A 23,650-nucleotide genomic window follows, 5' to 3' on the forward strand; every position below is an offset into this window, starting at 1 on the left:
CTAGCGGAGCCACCGCACCACCTCGTCGAGCAACCGGTCCCGGCCGTGCGCGGCCCGGTCCAGGTGGGCGAAGTGCGTCGCGCCGTCCAGGCGCGTCGCCCGCACGTCCGCCGCCCGGTCGAGGTCGGCGACCAGCGTGGTCACGTCGCCCTCGCGTGACCAGAAGTCGTGCTCGCCCCGCAGGACCAGCGTCCGCGCGGTGATCGTGCCCGCGTGCCAGAGGCGTCGGCCGGTCGCGAGGTGGAAGCTGTCCTTCATCGCGCCGGTCGGCGCGCGGAAGCTCGGCGGCTCGCGGTCGGCCGACGTCGGGTCGCTCGCCAACGCGTGCTCGACGTAGGCCGCCGCGACGCGGGGGTCGCGCCACGCGGACTTGTCGTCCACCGGGATGCCGGAGTTCCAACTCGCCAGCAGGCCCGGTCCGGTCGAGAGCCGGTACGCGCCGTGGCGCGCGTCGTCGAAGTGGCCGGGCCGGGCCGGGTCCTCGTAGTCCGTGCCGCGGCCCAGCATCGGGTGCCCGTCGATCGCGCCGTACAGGCTGTTGTAGATCACGAGGTGCTCGACCCGGTCCGGGTGCTCGCTCGCGTACCAGGCGGCCCAGTGCCCGCCGGTCGCCCAGCCGACGAGGTCGACGCGGTCGTGGCGGGTCGTCGCGCGCAGCCGCTCGACGACCGAGGCGATGTCGCGCACCACCTGCTCGCCGGTCACCGCGGGCGGGTTGGCCGACGGTGGCGCGTCGAGCGCTGCGGGCCGGTCGGAGGCGCCGTAGCCGCGCGCGTCCACGATGAACACCCGGTGGCCTTCGCGCGCGAGGTCGGCCGCCAGCGATCCGCCCGGCACGGGCAGGTCGAACGACGCGACGCCCGGGACGCGCGCGCCGTGCAGCAGCAGCACCGGCCGGCCGCGCGCCGACCGGGCCGGGCGCACCTCGCGGACACCCAGGTGCCCGGCGTCGCCACGCACCTTCCAGTCCTTGCGCACCACCTGGTCGGACGGCGGCGCCTGCGTGATCGTCGCGGCCATCGCGAGCGTGAGGATCGTCTTCAGCATGCGGCCAGGATGCCGCCGGACCGGTCACCTGATCTGATCGTGCACAGGATCGGTGCGATTGATACGGGGTGGATATGGATCTCAGGCACCTGCGGGCCGCCGTCGCGGTCGCCGACCACCTGCACTTCGGCCGGGCCGCCGCCGCGCTCGGCATGGCGCAGCCGCCGTTGAGCCAGACCGTGAAGGCGCTGGAGACCGAGCTCGGGGTGTCGTTGTTCCACCGCGACACCAGGAACGTCCACGTCACGCGGGCCGGTGAGGCGTTCGTCGCGGACGCGCGCGCCGCGCTGTCCATGGTGGACACGGCGGCGCGGCGGGCGCGTGCGGCGGGGCGTGGCGAGGAGGGCTCCCTGTCGATCGGGATGGTCGGCTCGTCCGTCCTGCACCCGCTGCCGATGATCATCCGCGAGTTCCGGGCGCGCTACCCCACCGTCACCCTGTCCTTCTCCGTGCTGCCGACGATGCCGCAGGTCGAGCGGCTGCGCACGGCGGCGCTGGACGTCGGCCTGGTCCGCCCGCCGCTGCCCGGCCCGTCCGACGACCTGGAGCTGGTGCCGGTGTCGCGCGAGCCGCTGGTCGCCGTGGTGCCGAACGACCACCGCCTGGCCCGCCGGCGGCGCGTGCACGTCCGCTCCCTGGCCGGCGAGCCGTTCGTGCTGTTCCCGCGCCACCTCGGACCCGGGCTGCACGACGAGATCACCGCGCTGTGCCGACGCGGCGGGTTCACCCCCGAGGTCGCGCAGGAGGCCGTGCAGATGCCGACCATCGTCGGCCTGGTCGCGGCGGGCTGCGGGGTGAGCATCGTGCCCGGCTCGTCCGCCGCGCAGCCGCGGCCGGAGGTCGCGTTCCTGTCGCTGAGCCCCACCGTGCGACTGGTCGACCTGGCGATCGCGCTGCCCGTGCCGAACCGCTCCCCGGTGGCCGCCAACTTCACCGCCCTGGCCCGGGACCTCACCAGGGCGCGCGGAACCACGCCGGCCGGGCGACCGGTGTGAACTCCGGTCCGCCACGGGGTCCCGGGATCGGGCGACCGGCGCTCGGTCCTCGAGCCGGTCGTGCTCGCTCAGTCCTCGAGCCAGTTGTACTTGCGCGCCATCCCGACCAGGTTCTTGCGCACGTTCAGGATCTGCTCGGCCGTCATGCCGGGCGCCGAGGCCAGCAGCGTCTCGGTGACCTCCTGCAAGTAGCGCTTGGTCGACACGACCTCGCAGAACATGTCGTTGCCGTTGACGTCGTCACCCGAGTGGTACGACGGCGCCCCGGACCGCACGGACGCTTCCCGCACGAGGCTCACCCGGGAGGCCTTCGGCCCCCGGTCGCCCATCTCCACCAGGAACTCGACCAGCGCGCCGGGCGCCATCAGCCTCTTGTCGAAGTCGATGTCGTTGACGTGGATGAACACGTCCTCGCCACCCTCCTCGGGCGACACGAACCCGTACCCGCGCACCTCGTCGAACCGGACGACCTTGCCCTTCACCACCACCGCAACCCCTTACCAGCAGCACGCGCCACACCCGTGGCGACATCACCACGATCCTATCCCGGACGCCATCGCGCGACTCGTGCGCACGACGGCGCCCGGACGCCTCCGTCGTCGGAGTGCGCTCAGCCCGCCTTGCGACCGACGGCCGCGAACGTCGACATCTGCTTCGGGTCCGGGTCCTCGTCACCGGGTTCCGGCCGCCACTCGGTCAGGTAGACCACGCCGGGATCGACCACCTCCACGCCCGCGAGCAGGTCGGCGATCTCGGCCCGGGTGCGCATCGAGAAGTCCGTGACCCGGTTGCGGAACTGCTCGGTCGCCTCCTCCGCCCGGTCGGCCTCACCCTCCAGGCTCGCGTGCGAGAGGGCGAGGTAGCTGCCCGGCGCGGTGGCGTCGAGGTACTCCTGGACGATCTCGGCGGGCTTGTCGGAGTCCGGCACGAAGTGCAGCACCGCGAACATCAGCACGCCGACCGGCCGGGTGAAGTCCAGCGTCCGCACCGTCTCCGGGTGGGCCAGCACCTCCCGCGGCCGACGCAGGTCGGCGTGCACCGCCGTCGCGTTGTCGTGCTCGCCGAGGATCGCCCGGCTGTGCGCGACCGCGACCGGGTCCACGTCGACGTAGACGATCCGGCAGCCCGGGTCGGCGCTCCAGGCGACCTCGTGCACGTTGCCCGCCGTGGGGATGCCCGACCCGAGGTCGAGGAACTGGGTGACGCCCTGGCCGACCAGGTAGCGCACCGCACGGCGCAGGAACGCGCGGTTGGCCCGCAGGATCCGCGGTAACCCCGGCATGACCTCGACGATGCGCTGCGCCGCCTCCCGGTCCACCTGGAAGTTGTGCGCGCCGCCCAGGTGCACGTCGTAGACCCGCGCCGGGCTCGGTCGCGAGAGGTCGATGTCCGGGCCGACCCACGATGGTCTTTCCACGCTGCCACTCCTCGGTTCACCACAGGCCGTGATTGCTCCGGTGCACGCTACAACGGGAAACCCTTTGCGGGGCCCCTATCGCGGTTCGCAACCAGGCGCCCAGCCGACCGACCCGGAGTGTCAGAACTTCACAAGCCATCGGGATAGGTGGACAATCCTTGACCAGCAGTCGCACCGGCGTCCCTGGAGGAGCTCCCATGCCCAGATCACGGTCGTTCGCGCTCGCCCTGGCCGCTGTCGCGTTCGCCGCGGCGCCGGCCGCCGACCTGGTGACGTCCGCGTCCGCGCGGGCCGACGACGCGCTCAGCCGGGACCTCGACGCGATCATCACGAGCACGGCCCTCGACGGCGCGGACGTCGGGCTCGTGGTCCGCCACGCCGGCACCGGCGCCGTCGTGTTCGCCCGGGAGGGCGACAAGCGCGGCCAGCCCGCGTCCAACGGCAAGCTGATCAGCTCCGCCGCGGCGCTCGACATCCTCGGCCCCGACCACCGGTTCCGCACCACTGTGGCCGCGACCGGCCGCGAGCGCGCCGGGGTGCTGGCCGGCGACCTGCACCTGCGGGGCACGGGCGACCCGACGATGCTCGCCGCCGACTACGACGCGCTGGCCGCCGAGGTCGCCCGCAGTGGCATCAGGCTGGTCCGCGGCAAGCTCGTCGCCGACGACACCTGGTTCGACTCCGTGCGCCTGGGCACCGGCTGGGCCTGGGACGACGAGCCGTACTACTACAACGCCCAGATCTCGGCGCTGACCGTCTCACCGGACACCGACTACGACGCCGGGACCGTCATCGTCCGTGTCGCACCCGGCGCGGCGGGCCAACCCGCCGCGGTCACCACCGACCCGCCGACGGACTACGTCACCATCGCCAACACCACCGTCACCGGCGCGCCCGGCTCGGCGTCGAGCGTCTCCGTCGAACGGCAGCACGGCACCAACGTGATCGCCGTGCGCGGCAGCATCCCCGCCGGCGGCGCCGTCGAGAGCGAGTGGAGCACGGTCTGGGAACCGACCGGGCTGGTCACGTCCCTGTTCCGCGACGCCCTGACCCGGCACGGCGTCCACGTCCTCGGCGGCACGGGCACGGGCGCGACCCCGGCCGACGCACGGGTGCTCGGCGAGCACCGGTCCATGCCGCTGTCGCAGCTGATGGTCCCGTTCATGAAGCTCAGCAACAACATGCACGCCGAGATCCTGGTCAAGACCGCCGGCCGGGCCGTGCACGGCGAGGGCAGCTGGGACGCGGGGCTGCGCGCGATGACGGCGAAGCTCGGCGAGCTGGGCGTGGACCCGGCGGCGCTGTCGCTGCGGGACGGCTCCGGACTGTCCAGGATGGACCAGGTCTCGCCCGACCAGGTGGCCGCGCTGCTGCTCGCCGCCCGGCGCGAGCCGTGGTTCCAGCCCTGGTACGACTCGCTGCCCGTGGCCGGGAAGAGCGACCGGATGGTCGGCGGCACCCTGCGCAACCGGATGCGCGGCACGCCGGCCGAGGGCAACGTGCGGGCCAAGACCGGCACCCTGACCGGCGTCAGCGCCCTCTCCGGCTACGTGACGACCGCCGACGGCACCCCGCTGGTGTTCGCCATGATCAGCAACAACACCCTCACGTCGGCGAAACCGTTCGAGGACGCCGTCGCGATCCGGTTGGCCGGCCACCGGGACGGCGCGACCCCGCCCGCGGCCAGGGTCGCGCCCGAGCCGGTCGCCGACGAGCGGCTGGAGTGCAGTTGGACCAAGTCCTGCTGAGCCGGGCGGTGATCAGGTGACGACGACGCGGAACGCGTGCACGCACCACGGGCCGTCGTAGCTGGTCACCCAGAGGTTCGTGGAGTGGCCCCCCACCTTCTGCCCCTTGGCCGTGCCCTTGAGGTAGGCCTGGAAGGAGTCCTCCCCCGTCGTCCGGCCGTCCATCGCCGGGTCGACGGCCAGGTCCGGGTCGTACCCGACCAACTTCTCCACGTCCGCCGCGTCGTTGATGGCGTCCGAGCACAGCAGGCCGGCCGCGGTCGCCGCGTCACCGGCGTTCACGCTGTCCAGGAAGGACCGCATGGCGGCGAGCGCCTGGGGCGGCACCGGCTTGCCGCCGGCCGTGGGCTCGCGGTCGGTGGTCGGCACGGTGGTCGCCGTCGGGCGTCCGCTCGCCGACGGCCCGTTCTCGGCCCGCGCGATGTCCTGCCAGCACCAGTCGCCGTCCTCGCGGACGACCGTCACCTCGACCTGCGACGTCCGCGCGGACGTGGTGACCTCGACGGTCCCCTCCACCTTGTCGTCGGTGACCTCGTCGCTGCCGACGAGCTCGGCCTTCCTGAGCGCGGACACGTCCTCGATGGCGTTGTCCACGCCGGACTTGGCCTTCGGGCACTTGAGCTTCTTGAGGGCGGCGGCGTCCTGGGAGTCCAGCCCGGCGACCAGCGCCTCCAGCAGCTTCTCCGCGTCGCCGCCCTTCGCCGTCGTGGACGACGCGGTGGTCGGCGGCGCGGTCGTGGTCGTGGTGGGGTCAGCAGCACCCAGGAAGAACCCGGGCCGCACGAACCCGGTGAACGCCACACCGCCCAGCACCAGCACGACCACGACGACGGCGGCGACGATCGCCCCGGTCCGCTTCTTCGGCGCGGGAGGGGGCTGCGGCGCGAACCCGCCGTACTGGTAGCCGCCGTACTGGCCGGGCTGCCCGTAGGGGTCCTGCCCGCTCGGCGGTTGCTGTGGGTAGTTCACGGCGCCTCCCCGTTCGTGGTTCGCGCCTTCGACGGCGAACGGGGGCCGTGCGTTCCCGGCACGGTGGCCTCCGACCGGCCGGGCTCGTCACCGCGGGCACCACGCTGGGCGATGTCCACTGCGGACCGGCCACGACCGACAACCGTCGGTTCGCACCCACGATCAGAGAACCGCGCGCGGACCGTTCACGGGAACCACGGCGTCGCGCACCTCGGTCACCAACGCGCGCATGGCCAGTTCGGCGGCTTCCGGGTGCCGGGACGCGACCGCCCGCGCCACCTCCTCGTGCAGGTCCAACGCGCCGGGCACGGGCTTCTCCGGCATCAGCCCCAGGTTCGTCCGCCCGCGCAGCACCACCGCGACCACGTCCTGGAGCGCGGCGAACATCTCGTTGCCGCCCGACTCCAGCAGCAGCGCGTGGAAGGCGACGTCCAGTTCGAGGAACTCCTCCAGCTCGCCCGCCTCGCCCAGCCGGCGCATCCGCGTGGCGAGGTCGAGCAGGCGGTCGCGCTCCTTCGCCGACGCGTTCCACGCCGCCCGCGCCGCGGCCACCGGCTCGACCGCGATCCGCAGTTCGGTGAGCGCGCGCAGCTGGGCGTCGCGGTGCGGCCCGGCCAGCCGCCACCAGATCAACCGCGGGTCGTAGACCTGCCAGGACGACGGGGGCTGCACCGTGATGCCGACCCGTCGCCGTGACGTCACCAGGCCCATCGACTCCAGCACCCGCATGGTCTCGCGGGCGACGGTCCGGGACACCCCGAACTGCTCCTGGATGCCGTCGAGCGTCAGGACCCGCCCCTCGGCCAGGTCACCGCTGGTGATCCGCAGCCCGAGGGTGTCGAGCACGGAGGTGTGCAGGGCGTCGCCGCCCGGCGCTCCCCCACGACGTTGTACCGGCACGGCAGCAGCGTAGCCCCGGGGCGCCTTCCTCAGCCCGTTCAAAGGTGATACCTTTCGCCGCCAAAGGTACTACTTTTGATCGTCTCGTCGTCGCAGCCGAGAGGTGCACCCATGACCACGAGCGCCGAACCGACCTGCGTGGTCGTGATGGGCGTGTCCGGATCGGGCAAGAGCACGGTCGCCCGGATGCTGGCCGACCGGCTCGGCCGGCCGATGGCCGAGGCCGACGAGTTCCACCCGGCCGCCAACATCGGGAAGATGTCCGCGGGCACCCCGCTCACCGACGCCGACCGCGCGCCCTGGCTGGCCGCGATCCGCGACTGGATCACCGAACGCGCCGCCGCGGGCGAGAGCACGGTCGTCACGTGCTCGGCGCTCAAGCGCGCCTACCGCGACGTGCTGCGGGGCGCGGACGCCCGGGTCCGCTTCCTCCACCTGCACGGCACGGCCGACGTGATCGGCGAGCGGATGTCGCACCGGTCCGGCCACTTCATGCCGCCGTCCCTGCTCCGGTCGCAGTTCGACGCCCTCGAACCGCTGACAGCCGACGAGGACGGCGTCGCGGTCGACGTGGCGCGGACGCCCGAGCTGATCCTCGAGGACGCCGTGACCCGGCTCGACCTCGCCGCCGGACACCCGGCGTGACCCGCCGGGACCTTCGAGAACGACGGAGCTGCCGATGACCGCCGACGACGACTGGGTCCAGACCTTCGGCACGGGCGCCCTGCTCGGCATCGCCGCAGGCGCGATCGCCCTCCTGCTGTTCCTCATCATGTACCTGCGGGTGCACGCGTTCCTGGCGTTGGTGCTGGTCAGCCTGCTCACCGCGTTCGCCGCGCGCATCCCGGCCGAGTCGGTGGTCCCCACCCTCGTCGGCGGGTTCGGCACCACCCTCGGCAGCGTCGCGCTGCTCGTCGGCCTCGGCGCGATCCTGGGCAGGCTCGTGGAGGTCACGGGCGGCGCGCAGTCGTTGACCGACGCGCTGATCCGCCGGTTCGGCGAGCAGCGCGCGCCGCTCGCGCTCGGCGTCAGCTCGCTGGTGTTCGGCTTCCCCATCTTCTTCGACGCCGGCCTGGTCGTGATGCTGCCGATCGTGTTCGCGGTGGCCCGGCGGCTGGGCGGCGGCGTGCTGCGCTACGGCCTGCCCGCCGCGGGCGCGTTCTCCGTGATGCACGTGTTCGTCCCGCCCCACCCCGGTCCGGTGGCGGCGACCGAACTGCTCGGCGCGGACGTCGGCCTGGTGATCGCGTTCGGCCTGCTGATCGCGATCCCGACCTGGTACACGACCAGCTACCTGTTCGGGCTGGCGATGGGCAAGCGGCTGGTCCTGCCCGTGCCGACGATCCTCAGCGGCGGTCCGCGGGCCGAGGACCACGAGAACCCGCCGCGTCCGGGCACCGTCGTCGCGCTGCTGCTGCTCCCGCTGGTCATGATCTTCACCAACACCGGGCTGGACGCGGCGCGTGCCGCCGGGTGGGTCGACGGCGAGGCGTCCTGGTTCCAGGTCGCCCGCGCGCTCGGCTCGACGCCGGTGGCGCTGCTGGTGACCGTGCTCGTCGCCTCCTACGCCCTCGGGCTGCGCAAGGACGCGGTCGAGAAGCTGACCGACTCGGCCCTCGGGCCGGTGTGCGCGGTCATCCTCATCACCGGCGCGGGCGGCATGTTCGGCGCCGTGCTGCGGGCCGGCGGCATCGGGGACGCGCTGTCGGACGGGCTGACCGACATCGGGCTGCCGGTGTTCGCGGCCGGGTTCGTCATCGCCGCCGCGCTGCGGATCGCGCAGGGCTCGGCGACGGTCGCGTTGACCACGGCCGCGGGCCTGGTGCAGCCCGTCGTGCAGGCGGGCGGGTTCAGCGCGGTCGAGCTGGCCGCGATCGTGCTCGCCCTGGCGGCGGGCTCGGTGATCGCGAGCCACGTCAACGACTCGGGCTTCTGGCTGGTCGGCAACCTGATGGGGATGGACGTGCGGACCACGTTGACGACGTGGACGGTCATGGAGACCACGATCAGCCTGGTCGGCTTCGGCCTGTCCGCGGTGCTGTTCGTGCTCGGGTGACCCCGGCCGCGCTTCGGGGTCGCACACCGGGGGTGATACCGGGGATCTACCGGATCATGGGCGCGGCGCGGGGCGGGAGGCTCGGCGGCATGACGAGAACCTCCCGCCGCGCCGCCGTCGCGGCACTGGCGAGCACGGCGCTGATCGGCCTGGCCGCGGTGGCGCCCCAGCAGGCCGCCGCACAGGCCGCCCCGGTCCCGCAGCAGGCCGCCGCGCAGCCGACGCCCGCGTTCGACTTCGCCGACTGCCCCGCGATCCCCGCGGGCGCGGACCCCGCCCAGTGGCGCTGCGAGGTGCTGATGTCCAGCGGCACCGTCAAGTTCGGCGACCTGGCCGAGCAGAGCACCGGCGCGATGCGGCTGACGTTCGCCGAGGGGCGGGTGGACGGCGAGTTCGCGCAGGTCTTCGGCGCCCTGCGGGCCGAGCCGACGACCGTGCCGGGCGGCCTGCTCGGCGTGCCCGGGCACCACCCGGTGCTGCGCGCGGACCTGCGCATCGAGTACGCCGGGTTCGCCGACTTCCTCTCCGACGGCGACCGGATGGGCGTGCAGCACCTGAAGGTGCGGGTGATCAACGGGCTGCTGCCGCGGACCTGCTCGATCGGCGACGAGGACGACCCTCTCGTGTTCCGGCCCGTCCGGACCAGCGGCCCCGACCGGATCTCCGCCGACCCGCCCGTGCTCCGGTTCACCATCGAGGACAACGCGTTCGCCGTACCCTCCGCGCGGGGATGCGGCGGTCTGGACCGCTTGGTGGACAAGCGGTTCGGCCTGCCCTCCCCCGCCGGCGCGAACTCGATGAAGCTCACCACGCTGGTCGGCCTCAAGAGCTACACCGAGCTGTGACGGGCTCCCGGCCTCGACCGCGTCGACCGGTCGGGGCCGGGCTCGACCGGTCGCCGGTGCGACGACCCGGCCGGGACGTTAGGTTTCGTCCATGAACGAGACCCCGGACATCAAGCCGCGCAGTCGCGACGTCACCGACGGCCTGGAGAGGACCGCCGCGCGCGGGATGCTGCGGGCGGTCGGGATGGGCGACGACGACTGGGTCAAGCCCCAGATCGGCGTCGCCTCGTCGTGGAACGAGATCACGCCCTGCAACCTGTCGTTGGACCGGCTGGCGAAGGCGAGCAAGGACGGCGTGCACGCGGCGGGCGGCTACCCGCTCGAGTTCGGCACGATCTCGGTGTCCGACGGCATCTCGATGGGCCACGAGGGCATGCACTTCTCCCTGGTGTCGCGCGAGGTCATCGCGGACAGCGTGGAGACGGTCATGCAGGCCGAGCGGCTGGACGGGTCGGTGCTGCTCGCGGGCTGCGACAAGTCGCTGCCGGGCATGCTCATGGCCGCCGCGCGGCTCGACCTGGCCTCCGTCTTCCTCTACGCGGGCTCGATCCTGCCCGGCCGGGTCACCCTGACCGACGGCAGCGAGCGCGAGGTCACGATCATCGACGCGTTCGAGGCCGTCGGCGCGTGCGCCCGCGGCCTGATGAGCCGCGAGGACGTCGACCTCATCGAACGCGCCATCTGCCCCGGCGAGGGCGCGTGCGGCGGCATGTACACCGCGAACACGATGGCGAGCGCGGCCGAGGCGCTGGGCATGTCGCTGCCGGGCAGCGCCGCGCCGCCCGCCACGGACCGGCGGCGCGACGGGTTCGCCCGCAAGTCCGGCGAGGCCGTGGTCGGGATGCTGCGCAAGGGCATCACCGCGCGGCAGATCATGACCCGGGAGGCGTTCGAGAACGCGATCGCCGTGGTGATGGCGTTCGGCGGGTCGACCAACGCCGTGCTGCACCTGCTGGCCATCGCGCACGAGGCCGAGGTGGAGCTGAGCCTGGACGACTTCACGAGGATCGGCGCGAAGGTGCCGCACCTGGCCGACGTCAAGCCGTTCGGCAGGCACGTGATGACCGACGTCGACCGCATCGGCGGCGTGCCCGTGGTGATGAAGGCGCTGCTGGACGCGGGCCTGCTGCACGGCGACTGCCTCACCGTCACCGGCCGCACGGTCGCCGAGAACCTGGCCGACATCGCGCCGCCGGACCCCGACGGCACGGTGCTGCGCGCGATGAACGAGCCGATCCACCGCACCGGCGGCATCACGATCCTGCGCGGCTCGCTCGCGCCCGACGGCGCGGTGGTGAAGTCCGCCGGGTTCGACTCCGACGTGTTCACCGGGACCGCCCGCGTGTTCGACCGCGAGCGCGCGGCCATGGACGCGCTGGAGGACGGCACGATCACCGCCGGCGACGTGGTCGTCATCCGCTACGAGGGCCCCAAGGGCGGGCCGGGGATGCGCGAGATGCTCGCCATCACCGCCGCGATCAAGGGCGCCGGGCTGGGCAAGGACGTCCTGCTGCTCACCGACGGCCGGTTCTCCGGCGGCACGACCGGCCTGTGCGTCGGCCACGTCGCGCCGGAGGCGGCGGACGGCGGTCCGATCGCGTTCGTCCGCGACGGCGACCCGATCACGCTCGACGTCGCCAACGGCACGCTGGACCTCGGCGTGGACGCCGCCGAGCTCGCCGCCCGCCGCGAGGGCTGGACGCCGCTGCCCGCGCGGTACCAGCGGGGCGTGCTGGCGAAGTACTCGAAGCTCGTCGGCTCCGCGTCCGGCGGCGCGGTCTGCGGCTGACGCGCGAACGGTGCCCGACCCCCGCGGCGGGGGTCGGGCACCGCGTCCTGGCTCACGGAGCCGGGTACTCCGCGATGTAGACCGGAGCGCCCACGTTGGTCAGGTCGGCCGGGCCGCCCACGCCGTTGACGACGTGGTCGATGACGCCCGCGCTGAGGTTGACCGTCATGATGTGGTGCAGCTTCACGCCCGGCGCCTCCGGGACCTCGAAGCCGTTCTCGGTGTGGATCGTCGGGTTGTTCTGGTTGAACACGTAGACGCCACCGCCGTGCAGGGTGTGCTCGCGCACGTGGTCCCCGACCTTGTAGCCGGCCCAGCCCTCGACGTCGCCCTTCATCCAGTCGGCCTGCGTCGGCGGGTCGTAGGGCAGCTCGTTCTGGTACAGCACGACCTTGCCGCGCTCGCCGTTCCACACCGTGTTGTGGCGCTGGAAGTGCTCCACGAACAGACCGGTCGCGGTCACGTCGTCACCGTTGACGACCACACCGGTGAGGCCGGTGTTGGTGTTCCAGCGCTGCGTGTCGGTGAAGCCCTCCACGCCGTGGTCGGCGCGCCACACCCACGTGTGGTCGATGAGCACGTGGTCGCTGTTGACCTCCAGCGCGGTGTCCACCTTGCCGACGTGCGGCCCGCCGACGCGGAAGTACACGTCCGACAGCGTGGTCGGGTTGGCCGGGTCGGCCGGCCGGTGGCCGTGCTTCTTGCCCACGCGCAGCAGCACCGGGGACAGCTCCGTGCCCGCGTCGATCGTGACGCCGGCGATGACCACGCCCGGCACGTCCGCGACGTCCAGCGGGGTCGAGCCGTTCACGGCGGTCAGCGTGGCGTGCCCGAGACCGAGGACCACGGTGTCGGCCCGCTTGACCTCGATGCTGCGGGCGATGTCGTAGACGCCCGGCGTGAGCAGCAGGTGCTTGCCGCGCGCCAGCTGGTTGTTGATGTCGCGCACCGAGTCGCCGGGCTTGGCGACGAAGAACTCCGACAGCGGGATCGTGCGGCCGGGCGTCAGGCCGTTCGCCCACGACACACCGCTGGTGTCGCGCTTGGCGGCCGGGACGCGGACCTGGTAGCGGCCCTTGTCGTCGACGAACAGGTACGGCTTCTCACGGCTCAGCGAGGTGGTGTCGAGCGTGGTGTAGGGCGGGGTGGGGAACGCCGCGTCGTCGGGAGCGCCCGCGACACCGGAGAACACCTGGTTCCACACGCCGTTGGACCAGCTGCCGAGCTCGCTGTTGCGGGTCAGCCACTGCTGCTGCGAGCCGTTGACGACGGACGGCAGCCGGGAGTCGGCGATGAAGCCGCCGCTGGCGTACTGGGGGCCGGCGGTGCAGTAGTCCATCAGCGTGAACGTGCCGCTGGTGACGTTGAGCCGGCGCAGCGACACCGCCTGGGACACGGCCCAGAAGTTGGCGCCGGCGCGGCAGCCGTCCTGGCCCTTGCCGTCGATGTTGATCGTCAGGTTGCCCAGCGTGCGCCAGAAGTTGACCAGGGCGAGGCAGTTGGCCGTGCCGCCCTCGGTCAGGCAGCGGTTGTAGACCTCGACCTTGCCGTTGATCACGACGTCGGTGGGCGAGGCGCCGAGGCCCGCGATCTCGGTGTAGTAGCCGACCTTGATCTGCAACGGCCGCTCGGCCGTGCCGTAGTGGCCCGGCTTGAACAGGTACGCGTACCGCTGGGCGCCCATCTCGTTGTCGACCTGGGCGGCGTGCGTGGCGTCGAGCGCGGCCTGGATCTCGGCGACCGGCATGGAAGGGTCGAACACCTTCACGTTCACGCCGAGGTCCTGCGTGCGCCGGGGCGGGTCGGCGCTCACGGCCGGCGCCGCGGCCGTGGTGGCGGCGGCCAGGGCGAGACCGAGCACGAACACCCGGCGCAGTCTCGCGGGAGCGCTCTCGCGTCTGGCGTGGCGCATGATCGTCATTGACATGCCTCTGAGGGTAGTGACGCCGGCCACGCGAACGTGAGAGCGCTCTCTCAGGTTCGGCGAGGTCAGGCGTTGGCGGTGTGGAGTTGGCTATTTCTACTTCACGATCCGCTCCCGCGCCATGGCCCGACGACCACGAATTCGTCCCGGTACGACCGGGAAACGCACGCGCGGTTCCCCTGCGCGTTGTGCTAGTCACTGAAGGTGGATCGACAGACACTCAGCGCCCTGGCGCACGCCGAGCACCCGATCGCGGCGCCCCTCGGCGACCCGACCGTGAGCGACCTCCTGAACCGGGCGATCCGTCGGCCGGACGCCCACCTGCTCGACCTCGGCTGCGGCGAGGGGGCGTGGCTGCTGCGCGCGGCGCAGGAGCACGACGGCGTCACCGCGGTCGGCGTGGACATCTCCGGCGCGGGTTTCGAGGAGACCCTCGCCGACGCCGCCCGGCTCGGCGTGGCCGACCGGCTGGAGCTCCTCCGGCAGGACGTGACCACGTACCGGTCGGCCCGCAAGGCGGACGTGGTGCTCAGCATCGGCGCGGCCTACGCCTTCGGCGAGCTGCTGCCCGCGCTCGCCGCCGCCCGGGGCCACCTCGCCGAGGACGGCGTGGTCGTGCTCGGCGACTGCTTCTGGGAACGCGAGCCGAGCCCGGAGCTGCGGGCGGAGCTGGAGGACGGCCCGCAGAAGTACGCCGACCTGGCGACCACGGTCGCCCGCGTGGTCGCCGACGGCTGGACGCCGGTGCACGGCCACGTGAGCACGCTCGCGGAGTGGGACGAGTACGAGTGGAGCTGGACCGGCTCGCTGGCCGCGTGGGCGCTGGACCACCCCGACCACCCGGACCGCGAGCAGGTGCTGGCCACCTCCGCCGCGCACCGGGACAGCTGGCTCAACGGTTACCGCGGCGTGCTCGGCTTCGTCACCCTGGTGCTCCGGCCGACGCCCTAGGCGGTGCAGGGCACGAGCCGCCGTGTGGCGGGTCGGACCTACGCGACCCGCTCACGCGGCAGCTTGTCGGGCGTGGCCACGATGTCCACCCGCCGGACCTTCCCGTCGTGGACGGTGACCGAGCAGACGAACCTGGTGGCCGTGCCGGTCACCGCGGCGAACCCCGCGCCCCCGTTCACCGCGACCGGCGCGATGCGTTGGCCGACGGGCATCTTGCGGCGCACGGTCACCAGGAACCACGCCACCCGGTCCGCGCCGCGCACCGGTCGACGGGCCACGCCGCGCAGGCCGCCGCCGTCGCTGGTCAGCACGACGTCGGGATCGAGCACGGCCAGCAGGCCGCGCAGGTCCCCCTGGCCGACGGCGCGCAGGAACGCGTCGACGGCGCGGCGGTGCTCGACCGCGCCGACGTCGACCCTCGGCGCGCCGGCCGCGACGTGCGCCCTGGCCCGCACGGCCAGTTGCCGCACGGCGGCCGGGCTGCGGCCGACGACGGTGGCGATCTCGGGGAACGGCATGCCGAACACCTCGTGCAGCACCCACGTGGTGCGTTCGGCGGGGGTGAGGGTTTCGAGCACGACCATGAGCGCGAAGCTGACCGTGTCGTCCAGCGTCACCCGGTCCGCCGGATCGTCGGCGACGGGCTCCACCAGCGGTTCGGGCAGCCAGGGTCCGACGTACTCCTCGCGCCGCACCCGCGCGGAGCGCAGCACGTCCACCGCGCGTCGCGCCACCGCCACCACCGCCCACGCCTCGACGTCGCGGACGGTCTCGTGCCGGTCCGCGGCGGCCAGCCGCAGCCAGCAGTCCGACACCACGTCCTGCGCCTCGGCGACCGTGCCGACCAGGGAGTACGCGACGCCGACCAGCCGTGGCCGCAGACGGGTGTACTCGGCGGCGAGCCGGGCGACCCGGTCGGCTTCGGGGCCGGTGCTGCGGCCCGTCACGGGCGCACCGCGTCCAGGTACTCGGCGAACGTTCCCCGGCCCTCGGTGTACTCGCCCGGCGGGCACAGCGCGCCGGTGGACAGCCCGGCCGGACCCTCCGCCGCCTCCTCGACGCGCACCGCGTCACCCCGCCGCGCCACCACCTGCCGGACCATGTCGACCACCCGGATCCGCTCCGGCCCCGCGATCGGCGCGGTCAGCCCCTGCGGTTCACCCACCGCGAGCTCCACCAGCCGCGCGGCCACGTCGGACGTCGACACCGGCTGCGACAGCATCGGCGGCACGTGCGCCACCGGTCGCGTCGCGCCCGCCAGCACCTGCCCGGCGAACTCGAAGAACTGCGTGGCCCGCAGCACCGTCCACGGCACCGGCCCGGCCGTCACCAGCGCCTCCTGCCGCCGCTTGCCCAGGTAGTAGTCGAGGTCGACCACGTCCGAGCCCACGATCGACAGCACCACCAGGTGCCGCACGCCCGCCCGCGCCGCCGACTCCAGCAGGTGGCCGGTGCCCTCGGTGAAGAACCGCTCGACCTCCTCCAGGCGCCGCCAATTCGCCGGGTTCGACACGTCGATCACCGCCTCGGCTCCCGCCAGCGCCGCGTCGAGCCCGGCCCCGGTGAGCAGGTCGACCCCGCCGGCACGGCTCAGCACCACCGGCTCGTGCCCGGCCCGCCCCACCTCTTCGACCACCGGACGCCCCACCGCGCCCGTACCGCCGACCACCGCGATCCTCATCGTCAGCCCGTCCTCGTGACCCGCCGGACAACCCTGTCGCACACAGGACGACCGGGCCGGCGCGGACTGTGACATCACCCGGTGTCAGTCACTCCCCCGGGCGAGCCGCGACGGCCACCAGATGCGCCTGCCCACGTCCACGCCCAGGGCCGGCACCAGCAACGACCGCACCACGAACGTGTCCAGCAGCACGCCGAACGCCACGATGAACGCGATCTGCGCGAGGAACAGGATGGGCAGCACCGCCAACGCCGAGAACGTCGCCGCGAGCACGACCCCCGCCGACGTGATCACCCCGCCGGTGATGGTCAGCCCGCGCAGCACGCCCGCCCGCGTGCCCAGCTCGACCGACTCCTCGCGCACCCGCGTCATCAGGAAGATGTTGTAGTCGATCCCCAACGCCACCAGGAACACGAACCCGAACAGCGGCACCACCGGGTCGGCGCCCGGGAAGTCGAAGATCCCGTTGAACACCAGCGCCGCCACGCCCATGGTCGCCGCGAACGACAGCACCACCGTGGCGATCAGCAGCAACGGCGCGAGCAGCGACCGCAGCAGCAGCGCCAGCACCAGGAAGATCACCAGCAGCACGATCGGGATGATCACCAGCCGGTCGCGCTCGGACGTGAGCTGCGTGTCCAGCTGCGTGGCGGTGGGCCCGCCGACCTTGGCGTCGGCGTCCGGCACCGCGCGCACGGCGTCACGCAGCCGCTGCACGGTCGCCAGCGCCGCCTCGGAGTCCGCCGGGTCCTCCAGCACGACGTCGAGCCGCACCAGCCCCGCCGCCTCGCCCGCGGGCCGCACCGAGGACACGCCGTCCACGTCCGCCGCACCCGCCACCGCCTGCGCCTGCCCCGCACGGGCCAGCACGACGGTCGGCGCGCCGCTGCCGCCCGGGAAGTGCCGCGAGAGCACCTCCTGCCCGGCCACCGAGTCGACCTCGGTGAGGAACACGTCCGACTGCGCCGTGCCCGACGCCTTGAGCTGCGGCACGAACGCCACGCCCACCAGCAGCACCACCGCCGTCACGACCCACGTCGCACGCGGCCGGGCGGAGATCACGCGGGCCACCCGCGCCCACAGCCCGCTCGCCTCCGGGTGCGGCGAGCCGAGCTTCGGGCGCAGCGGCCAGAACGCGGACCGCCCCAGGAGCACCAGCACGGCGGGCAGGAACGTCACGGAGGCGAGCAGCGCCGCGCCGATCCCGATCGCCGCCACCGGACCGAGGCCCTTGTTCGAGTTGAGGTCGCTGAACAGCAGGCACAGCACACCGAGCACGACCGTGCCCGCCGACGCGGCGATCGGCTCGATGGTGGCCCGCCACGCCACCCGCATCGCCGCGTAGCGGTCCTCGGTGTCGCGCAGCTCCTCGCGGAACCGGGACACCAGCAGCAACGCGTAGTCCGTCGCCGCGCCGAACACCAGGATGAACAGGATGCCCTGGCTCTGGCCGTTGAGGTCGATCACGTCGCGGTCCGCGAGCAGGTACACGGCGAGGCTGGCCACCCCGAGGGCGAACACCCCGGACAGCAACACCACCAGCGGCAGCAACGGGCTGCGGTAGACCAGCACGAGGATCAGCGCCACCACCGCGCCCGCGACCAGGAGCAGCAGGCCGTCGATGCCGCTGAACGCCTCCTTCAGGTCGGCGACCTGCGCGGCGGGCCCGGTCACCAGCACGGTGAGCCCGTCGGGCGGGTCCGTCAGCTCAGCCCGGATGGCCTCCACCGCGCCGGCCGGGTCGCCCGGGTCGACGGCGACGACCACCTGCGCGGCCTGGTCGTCGCGCGGCGACCCGATCACCGGCGACGCCTCGCCGGGGAACGCCCGGCCGCCCAGGTAGTCGCGGTCGGCCGGGGTGAGGCCGGAGGGGCGTTCGGCCACCACGACGGCGGGCAGGCCGCGCGCGTCGCCGAACGCCTTGAGCCGCTCGGCGACCTCCGTCGCCTCGGCCGACGCGGGCAGGAACGCGGTGCTGTCGTTGACGGCGACCTCGCTCAGCTTGCCCGCGAACGGGCCGGCGAACCCGCCGAGCGCCAACCACGCGACCGCCACGAGGGCGGGCAGCAACCAGCGCGTGCGGGACCGGGTCGGGTGCACGGGACAATGACCTCCGAGACGATGTACTTCGATGGCCGGATAGTTCGACCGTCGAAACAATAACGGGAGGGCGTATGGCCGACCACTCGACCCTCGTCAGGTTGCTCCGGCAGCTCACGGTCGAAACCGACCGGTTCGCGGAGATCTTCGGCGAGAAGCAGCGGATGCACCGCACCGACCTCAACGCGCTCGCGGTGATCATGGACGCGCGGTGGGGCGGCGAGCCGATGTCGCCCACCAGGCTGGCCGACGCTCTGCACCTGAGCGCGTCCGCGACCACGTCCGTGCTCGACCGGTTGGAGGCGTCCGGGCACGTCGAACGCGCGCGCAACCCGCACGACCGGCGCAAGGTCGAGTTGCGCGTCCCGGCCAAGGCGCTGGACCTGGGCCGCGAGTTCTTCGAGCCGCTCGACCGCGCGTTCACCCGTGCGTGGCAGCAGTTCGACGACGCCGACAAGGAGGTCATCGCCCGGTTCCTGACCGCGAGCATCGACGCGACCGCGGCGGTGCGGGCGGGGCTGACGCCGTCACCCGACCCGAAGTCATCCTCGCCGGGTCCGCAGTGACCAGCGGGTAACCGGACCGCGCCGGCCGCGAGGCGACACACTCCCACGAGTGGAGATCCTCTTCTCTAGCCTCGGCTCACACGGGCACGTCTTCCCGCTGGTGCCACTCGCCATCGCCGCCCGCGAGCAGGGCCACGACGTCGTGTTCGCGACCCCTGACACGTTCGCGAAAGCCCTCACTTCGCGCGGCATCCAGCACGTCACGGGCGGGATGGACATGCTCGACGGGTTCGAGCTCGGCAACGCGAGCCCGGCGGCGCGCAAGGCGAAGGACTTCGACCCCCGGCGCGTCTCGAAGGTGTTCGGCTCGATCCTGGCGCGCAGGCACGCCGCGGACCTGGTGCCGATCATCGTCGACCACAAGCCCGACCTGGTCGTGCACGAGGTGGCCAACGTCGGCGTGGCGCTCGCGGCGAGGGTCACCGGCGTGCCGGCGGTGTGCCACTCGTTCGGCAGGTACTGGCTGCCCAGCGGTCCGATGGAGGACATCCGCCTGCACCTGGCCGAGGTCGCCGCGGAGTACGGCGCGGACCTCCCCGACGGCGACATCATGCGGTTCGGCAACCCCTACCTCGACATCTGCCCCCCTTCGTTGCAGGACCGCGATTTCCTCGCCACCGCGACGGACCGCCTCCCGCTGCGGCCGGTGCCGTTCGCCGAGCCCGGTGAGCTGCCGCCGTGGGTGCTCGAACACCGCGAACCGCTGGTGTACCTCACGTTGGGCACGGCGTTCACCACGGTGCACGTGCTGCGCACCGCGATCGAGGGCCTCGCCTCGCTGAACGCGAGGGTGCTCGTGTCCACCGGCACGATCGTGGAGGTGGGCGAGCTGGGCGACCTGCCGGACAACGTCGTCGTGCGGGAGTGGCTGCCGCAGGCCGACCTGCTGCCGCACGTGGACCTCGTGGTGCACCACGGCGGCGCCGGCACCACGATGGGCACGCTGGGCGCCGGCGTGCCGCAACTGGTCCTGCCGCAGGGGGCCGACCAGTTCGGCAACGCCGTGATGGTGACCGAGGCCGGGCTGGGCGACCAGGTGCTCGGCGCGGAGGTGGTGGCCGAGGTGATCGCCGACAAGGCGCGCCGCCTGCTCACCGACGACGCCGTGCTCGACGCGGCGCGGGCGATGGCCGACGAGGTGGCCGCCATGCCGTCGCCGGCCGACGTGGTGGGCGTGCTGCCCGACTACGCCTGACGCCGTCCGTGACAGCGGCGTGAGGTGATCTTCGCCTCACGGCGCGAAGAGCCCCAATCGGACGAAATTCACCCACCGTGGAAAACTTCTCGCTACGCTCGAACCAGTGCGAATCCTCTTCTCCAGCCTAGGTTTACACGGACACACCTACCCGCTGCTGCCGCTGGCGATCGCCGCCCGCGAGGTGGGCCACGACGTCTCCTACTTCACCGGCGCCGCGTTCGCGAACGCCCTGACCTCGAACGGCATCGAGCACGTCGTGGGCGGCATGGACCTGCGCGAGGCCTTCGAGATCGCGAACGGGGGCGGCCTCGTGGGCAGGCCGCAGGACGCCGACCCCGACCGGATCGCGGCCGCGTTCACCTCGGTGCTGCCGCGCAACTTCGCCGCCGAGCTCGCGCCGGTCATCGCCGACCTCAAGCCCGACCTGGTGGTGCACGAGCTCGGCAACCCCGGCGCGGGATTCGCGGCGAAGGTGGCCGGCGTGCCCGGGCTGTGCCACTCGTTCGGCCGGATGTGGCAGGCGGACGAGTTCGCGAGCACCGCGCGCGGGCACCTCCTCGAGGTCGCCGCGGACCTGGGTGTCGAGATCCCCGAGGACGACATCATGGGGCTCGGCAACCCGTACATCGACATCTGCCCGCCGTCGGTGCAGGACCCGACCTTCCTGGCCACCGCGCGCAACCGGATCCCGCTGCGGCCGGTGCCGTTCGCCGAGCCCGGCGAGCTGCCGGCGTGGGTGGTCGAACACCGCGAACCGCTGGTGTACCTGACGCTGGGCACGGCGTTCGGCGAGACGGGTGTGCTGCGCACCGCCATCGACGGCCTGGCCGCCGTGGACGTCAAGGTCCTCGTCGCCGCCGGACCCACGGTCGACGCGGGCGCGCTCGGCGAGCTGCCCGACAACGTCGTCGTGCTCCCGTGGGTGCCGCAGGCGGACCTGCTGCCGCACGTGGACCTCGTGGTGCACCACGGCGGCAGCGGCACGACGATGGGCACGTTCGGCGCGGGCGTGCCGCAGCTGATCCTGCCGCAGGGCGCCGACCAGTTCGGCAACGCCGCCGTGGTCACCGAGGCCGGGCTGGGCCGCCAACTGGTCGGCGCGGACGTGGCCGCCGCGGCGGGCCCCACCCAGGGGCGGCGCCCGCTCGCCCCCGCGGCGGTCCAGGGCGCGGCGCGGGCGATCGCCGCCGAGGTGGCCGCGATGCCGTCGCCGCACGACGTGGCCCGCACGCTGCCCGACTACGCCTGACACCGCGCACCCGCCTGGCCGCGCGACCCGGGGGCCGCGGTCAGGCGGGCACGGTGAAGAACTGGTGCGGTTGGAACACGCAGATGGTGGCGTCGCTCTGCACGTTGCCGTCGGTGATCTCGACGAAGTAGCCGTAGGACCTGCCCGGATCGAGTGGCACCGGCAGCGTGACCCGGCCGCGGTTGAGGCCGGTGGTCCGCTCGCCAGACCGGACCGCGTCGAGGTAGATGTTGTCCCACCACACCAGGCGTTGCGTGTCGAACTCGCGCAGCGAGCCGCCCTCGGCGAGCCGGAACACGTAGAACGCGTCCGGGCCGCCCAGCTCGTCCAGGGTGAGCCAGTCGACCCGCTCGACCGCGCCGGTGGGCTCGGCGGTGCGCGACGGCGTGAACGCGTCGAGGACCTTCGCCCGGTTCTCCCGGTAGACCGGCACGATCCGGTCCGTCGGCTCCTGGCGCTGCACCCGCGACCGGCTCGTCACCGAACCGTCCTTCGCGGTGACCTCGATCGTGTACTCACCCTCCGGCATGTACCCGGTCGGCAGGTTCACCATGTACCAGTGGAAGCCGAGGGCGGAATCGTGGATGTGCCCGTTGAGGTTGCGCTGGGTGAACGGCTCGTTGGCGAACTCGACCCGGTAGCCGCCCGGCCCGCGGGCCACGATCGACTCGATCAACTCCGGCGTCGGCGTGGCGGTCGGGTAGAACGACACGAGGAACTTGTGCTGCTCGCGCGGCAGGCCGGAACCGTCGAAGTCCCAGTAGACGTTGCAGGCCATGATGTCGTAGATCCGCACCGAGTCCATGCCGCCAGTCTCGGCGCGTCGGCCGGCCCGGTGCATCGGTGTGACCACCCACCCGCAACCCTGCTTAACACGTAAGCGCGGGCCACTCATCGCAACTATCGCGCCGCTCGTCGTGGTGTCCTTGACCGGTTAACAGACCCGCTGCCACGGTCGGCGACGCCATCAAAGACGACCGGCGTTGGGAGACCTTCATGGCAAGACACGTGGGGACACTGGCCGTGATAGCCGCGCTCGTGGCGACGGCCGTGGTGCCGCCGACCGCGACCGCGCACGGCAGGCCCTGGGTGGCCGGCTGGGCGGCGAGTCCCGTGGTGGGCAGCGAGATCCCGTGGAGCGACTGCCCGGCGGGCGAGGGGCTGCGGGACCAGACCGTGCGCAACGTGGTGTTCCTCAGCGCCGGCGGCGAGTCGGTGCGGGTCCGGTTGAGCAACGCGTTCGGCGCGACGCCGTTGCGGGTCGGCCGCACGACGGTCGCCGTGCAGCAGTCGGGCGACGCGGTGGTGCCCGGCACGTTGCGCGCGGTGACGTTCAAGGGCAGGCGGGACGTCACGGTGCCGGTCGGCCAGGAGATCTTCAGCGACCCGGTCCGCCTGGACGTGCGCGCGCTGTCCACGCTGCTGGTGAGCGCCTACGTGCCGGAGGCCACCGGCCCGCTGACCAACCACCCGTTCACCGCGCAGGGCAACTACCTGGCACCCGGCGACCGGACCGGCGTGGCGTCGGGCGGGTTCCAGGACACGCCGTGCTGGATGGTCGTCAACGGCGTCGACGTCGCGCCCGCGCGGCGGGTCGCGGGCACGGTGGTGGCGTTCGGCGACTCGATCACCGACACCGCCAACACCACCGGCAACGCCAACCGCCGCTGGCCCGACTTCCTGGCCAGGCGGCTGAACGCGGTGCCGGGCCGCACGCTGTCCGTGGTGAACGCGGGTCTGGGCGGCAACCGCCTCATCGCCGACCGCGACGAGCCGTTCTGGGGCGTCGCGGGCGTGACGAGGGTGCAGCGCGACGTGCTGTCGCAGACCGGCGTCAAGGCGATGATCCTGCTGGAGGCGGTCAACGACATCGGCTACAGCGCGTCGGCCGAGGACCTGATCGCCGGGCACCGGAACGTGATCGCGCAGGCGCGGGCCAAGGGCGTGAAGGTCTACGGCGGCACGATCCTGCCGTTCAAGGGGTCCTTCATCTGGACCGAGGAGCGCGAGGCGACCTGGCGGACGCTCAACGACTGGATCCGCACTTCCGGCGAGTTCGACGGCGTGGTGGACTTCGCCGCCGCGACCGGCGTGCCCGGCGACCCGGCCACGCTGAACCCGGCCTACGACAGCGGCGACCACCTGCACCCGAACGACGCGGGCACGGAAGCCATGGCGAACGCCGTCGACCTGGCCATGCTGCTGCGGCGCTGAG

Annotated in this window: 21 protein-coding genes; 11 read left to right on the forward strand and 10 right to left on the reverse strand. The window is 73.0% G+C overall.

Features of this window, described 5'->3' with window-relative positions; translation table 11 throughout:
* The gene (locus LNK82_RS21305; RefSeq protein WP_230568791.1) at window positions 1–1,047 is read right to left on the reverse strand and encodes an alpha/beta fold hydrolase; all 1,047 of its coding nucleotides are present in this window, start codon (window positions 1,045–1,047) and stop codon (window positions 1–3) included.
* Window positions 1,048–1,121: 74 nt separating this feature from the next.
* Between LNK82_RS21305 and LNK82_RS21310 the strand changes: the two genes are divergently transcribed.
* The gene (locus tag LNK82_RS21310; protein WP_230568792.1) at window positions 1,122–2,042 is read left to right on the forward strand and encodes a LysR family transcriptional regulator; all 921 of its coding nucleotides are present in this window, start codon (window positions 1,122–1,124) and stop codon (window positions 2,040–2,042) included.
* 68 nt (window positions 2,043–2,110) lie between these two features.
* On the opposite strand, the gene LNK82_RS21315 is transcribed toward LNK82_RS21310, so the two are convergent.
* Together LNK82_RS21315 and LNK82_RS21320 are read right to left on the reverse strand one after the other, a co-directional pair.
* Window positions 2,111–2,530, reverse strand: a complete 420-nt coding sequence (locus LNK82_RS21315; protein WP_308257245.1) for a cold-shock protein — start codon at window positions 2,528–2,530, stop codon at window positions 2,111–2,113.
* Between the two features lie 122 nt (window positions 2,531–2,652).
* Window positions 2,653–3,459, reverse strand: a complete 807-nt coding sequence (locus LNK82_RS21320; RefSeq protein ID WP_230568793.1) for an SAM-dependent methyltransferase — start codon at window positions 3,457–3,459, stop codon at window positions 2,653–2,655.
* A 197-nt stretch (window positions 3,460–3,656) separates the two neighbouring features.
* On the opposite strand from LNK82_RS21320, the gene dacB reads away from it, so the two are divergent.
* Entirely contained in the window at window positions 3,657–5,207 is a 1,551-nt protein-coding gene (gene dacB, locus LNK82_RS21325) for a D-alanyl-D-alanine carboxypeptidase/D-alanyl-D-alanine endopeptidase (RefSeq protein WP_230568794.1), read from the forward strand.
* A 12-nt stretch (window positions 5,208–5,219) separates the two neighbouring features.
* Here the strand turns inward: dacB and LNK82_RS21330 are convergent, their stop codons facing one another.
* Together LNK82_RS21330 and LNK82_RS21335 are read right to left on the reverse strand one after the other, a co-directional pair.
* Window positions 5,220–6,176: a hypothetical protein gene (locus tag LNK82_RS21330; protein ID WP_230568795.1), complete on the reverse strand. Its 957-nt coding sequence runs from the start codon at window positions 6,174–6,176 to the stop codon at window positions 5,220–5,222.
* A 162-nt stretch (window positions 6,177–6,338) separates the two neighbouring features.
* Entirely contained in the window at window positions 6,339–7,076 is a 738-nt protein-coding gene (locus tag LNK82_RS21335) for a FadR/GntR family transcriptional regulator (RefSeq protein ID WP_230568796.1), read from the reverse strand.
* A gap of 111 nt (window positions 7,077–7,187) precedes the next feature.
* Here LNK82_RS21335 and LNK82_RS21340 point away from each other — a divergent pair, with 111 nt between their 5' ends.
* The 4 genes from LNK82_RS21340 (at window position 7,188) to ilvD (ending at window position 11,766) form a co-directional block, all read left to right on the forward strand.
* Window positions 7,188–7,721 carry a gluconokinase gene (locus LNK82_RS21340; RefSeq protein ID WP_230568797.1) on the forward strand — a complete coding sequence of 178 codons (534 nt, stop codon included), beginning with the start codon at window positions 7,188–7,190 and terminating at the stop codon, window positions 7,719–7,721.
* A 34-nt stretch (window positions 7,722–7,755) separates the two neighbouring features.
* Window positions 7,756–9,132 carry a GntP family permease gene (locus tag LNK82_RS21345; protein ID WP_230568798.1) on the forward strand — a complete coding sequence of 459 codons (1,377 nt, stop codon included), beginning with the start codon at window positions 7,756–7,758 and terminating at the stop codon, window positions 9,130–9,132.
* A gap of 89 nt (window positions 9,133–9,221) precedes the next feature.
* The gene (locus LNK82_RS21350) at window positions 9,222–9,977 is read left to right on the forward strand and encodes a hypothetical protein (protein WP_230568799.1); all 756 of its coding nucleotides are present in this window, start codon (window positions 9,222–9,224) and stop codon (window positions 9,975–9,977) included.
* Window positions 9,978–10,068: 91 nt separating this feature from the next.
* Entirely contained in the window at window positions 10,069–11,766 is a 1,698-nt protein-coding gene (gene ilvD, locus LNK82_RS21355) for a dihydroxy-acid dehydratase (protein WP_230568800.1), read from the forward strand.
* 52 nt (window positions 11,767–11,818) lie between these two features.
* Here the strand turns inward: ilvD and LNK82_RS21360 are convergent, their stop codons facing one another.
* A complete protein-coding gene (locus tag LNK82_RS21360; RefSeq protein WP_230568801.1) occupies window positions 11,819–13,693 on the reverse strand; it encodes a pectate lyase-like domain-containing protein in 1,875 nt (624 codons plus the stop codon).
* A 201-nt stretch (window positions 13,694–13,894) separates the two neighbouring features.
* On the opposite strand from LNK82_RS21360, the gene LNK82_RS21365 reads away from it, so the two are divergent.
* Window positions 13,895–14,641: an SAM-dependent methyltransferase gene (locus tag LNK82_RS21365; protein ID WP_230568802.1), complete on the forward strand. Its 747-nt coding sequence runs from the start codon at window positions 13,895–13,897 to the stop codon at window positions 14,639–14,641.
* A gap of 38 nt (window positions 14,642–14,679) precedes the next feature.
* Here LNK82_RS21365 and sigJ read toward each other — a convergent pair whose 3' ends face one another.
* The 3 genes from sigJ to LNK82_RS21380 form a co-directional block, all read right to left on the reverse strand.
* Window positions 14,680–15,588, reverse strand: coding sequence for an RNA polymerase sigma factor SigJ (sigJ, locus tag LNK82_RS21370; RefSeq protein WP_230568803.1), 909 nt, complete (start codon window positions 15,586–15,588; stop codon window positions 14,680–14,682).
* Window positions 15,585–16,322, reverse strand: coding sequence for an SDR family oxidoreductase (locus LNK82_RS21375; RefSeq protein ID WP_230568804.1), 738 nt, complete (start codon window positions 16,320–16,322; stop codon window positions 15,585–15,587). The genes sigJ and LNK82_RS21375 overlap by 4 nt, the downstream gene beginning before the upstream one ends.
* An 84-nt stretch (window positions 16,323–16,406) precedes the next feature.
* A complete protein-coding gene (locus tag LNK82_RS21380; RefSeq protein ID WP_230568805.1) occupies window positions 16,407–18,422 on the reverse strand; it encodes an MMPL family transporter in 2,016 nt (671 codons plus the stop codon).
* 74 nt (window positions 18,423–18,496) lie between these two features.
* On the opposite strand from LNK82_RS21380, the gene LNK82_RS21385 reads away from it, so the two are divergent.
* The 3 genes from LNK82_RS21385 (at window position 18,497) to LNK82_RS21395 (ending at window position 21,435) form a co-directional block, all read left to right on the forward strand.
* On the forward strand, window positions 18,497–18,988 hold the full coding sequence (locus tag LNK82_RS21385; RefSeq protein ID WP_230568806.1) for a MarR family winged helix-turn-helix transcriptional regulator: 492 nt from the start codon (window positions 18,497–18,499) through the stop codon (window positions 18,986–18,988).
* Window positions 18,989–19,037: 49 nt separating this feature from the next.
* Window positions 19,038–20,183, forward strand: a complete 1,146-nt coding sequence (locus tag LNK82_RS21390) for a glycosyltransferase (protein ID WP_230568807.1) — start codon at window positions 19,038–19,040, stop codon at window positions 20,181–20,183.
* 106 nt (window positions 20,184–20,289) lie between these two features.
* The gene (locus tag LNK82_RS21395; protein WP_230568808.1) at window positions 20,290–21,435 is read left to right on the forward strand and encodes a glycosyltransferase; all 1,146 of its coding nucleotides are present in this window, start codon (window positions 20,290–20,292) and stop codon (window positions 21,433–21,435) included.
* A gap of 40 nt (window positions 21,436–21,475) precedes the next feature.
* On the opposite strand, the gene LNK82_RS21400 is transcribed toward LNK82_RS21395, so the two are convergent.
* The gene (locus tag LNK82_RS21400; RefSeq protein WP_230568809.1) at window positions 21,476–22,240 is read right to left on the reverse strand and encodes a hypothetical protein; all 765 of its coding nucleotides are present in this window, start codon (window positions 22,238–22,240) and stop codon (window positions 21,476–21,478) included.
* A gap of 191 nt (window positions 22,241–22,431) precedes the next feature.
* Here LNK82_RS21400 and LNK82_RS21405 point away from each other — a divergent pair, with 191 nt between their 5' ends.
* On the forward strand, window positions 22,432–23,649 hold the full coding sequence (locus tag LNK82_RS21405; RefSeq protein WP_230568810.1) for an SGNH/GDSL hydrolase family protein: 1,218 nt from the start codon (window positions 22,432–22,434) through the stop codon (window positions 23,647–23,649).
* Window position 23,650: the final 1 nt, after the last annotated feature.

Origin of the sequence: Saccharothrix luteola, assembly GCF_020859565.1 — a bacterium.
Lineage (GTDB): Bacteria > Actinomycetota > Actinomycetes > Mycobacteriales > Pseudonocardiaceae > Actinosynnema > Actinosynnema luteola.

Coding starts and splice junctions, on each gene's coding strand:
- LNK82_RS21305 (WP_230568791.1), bottom strand. CDS start 1,047: ATGCTGAAGACGATCCTCACGCTCGCGATGGCCGCGACGATCACGCAG.
- LNK82_RS21310 (WP_230568792.1), top strand. CDS start 1,122: ATGGATCTCAGGCACCTGCGGGCCGCCGTCGCGGTCGCCGACCACCTG.
- dacB (WP_230568794.1), top strand. CDS start 3,657: ATGCCCAGATCACGGTCGTTCGCGCTCGCCCTGGCCGCTGTCGCGTTC.
- LNK82_RS21340 (WP_230568797.1), top strand. CDS start 7,188: ATGACCACGAGCGCCGAACCGACCTGCGTGGTCGTGATGGGCGTGTCC.
- LNK82_RS21345 (WP_230568798.1), top strand. CDS start 7,756: ATGACCGCCGACGACGACTGGGTCCAGACCTTCGGCACGGGCGCCCTG.
- LNK82_RS21350 (WP_230568799.1), top strand. CDS start 9,222: ATGACGAGAACCTCCCGCCGCGCCGCCGTCGCGGCACTGGCGAGCACG.
- ilvD (WP_230568800.1), top strand. CDS start 10,069: ATGAACGAGACCCCGGACATCAAGCCGCGCAGTCGCGACGTCACCGAC.
- LNK82_RS21360 (WP_230568801.1), bottom strand. CDS start 13,693: ATGTCAATGACGATCATGCGCCACGCCAGACGCGAGAGCGCTCCCGCG.
- LNK82_RS21375 (WP_230568804.1), bottom strand. CDS start 16,322: ATGAGGATCGCGGTGGTCGGCGGTACGGGCGCGGTGGGGCGTCCGGTG.
- LNK82_RS21385 (WP_230568806.1), top strand. CDS start 18,497: ATGGCCGACCACTCGACCCTCGTCAGGTTGCTCCGGCAGCTCACGGTC.
- LNK82_RS21400 (WP_230568809.1), bottom strand. CDS start 22,240: ATGGACTCGGTGCGGATCTACGACATCATGGCCTGCAACGTCTACTGG.
- LNK82_RS21405 (WP_230568810.1), top strand. CDS start 22,432: ATGGCAAGACACGTGGGGACACTGGCCGTGATAGCCGCGCTCGTGGCG.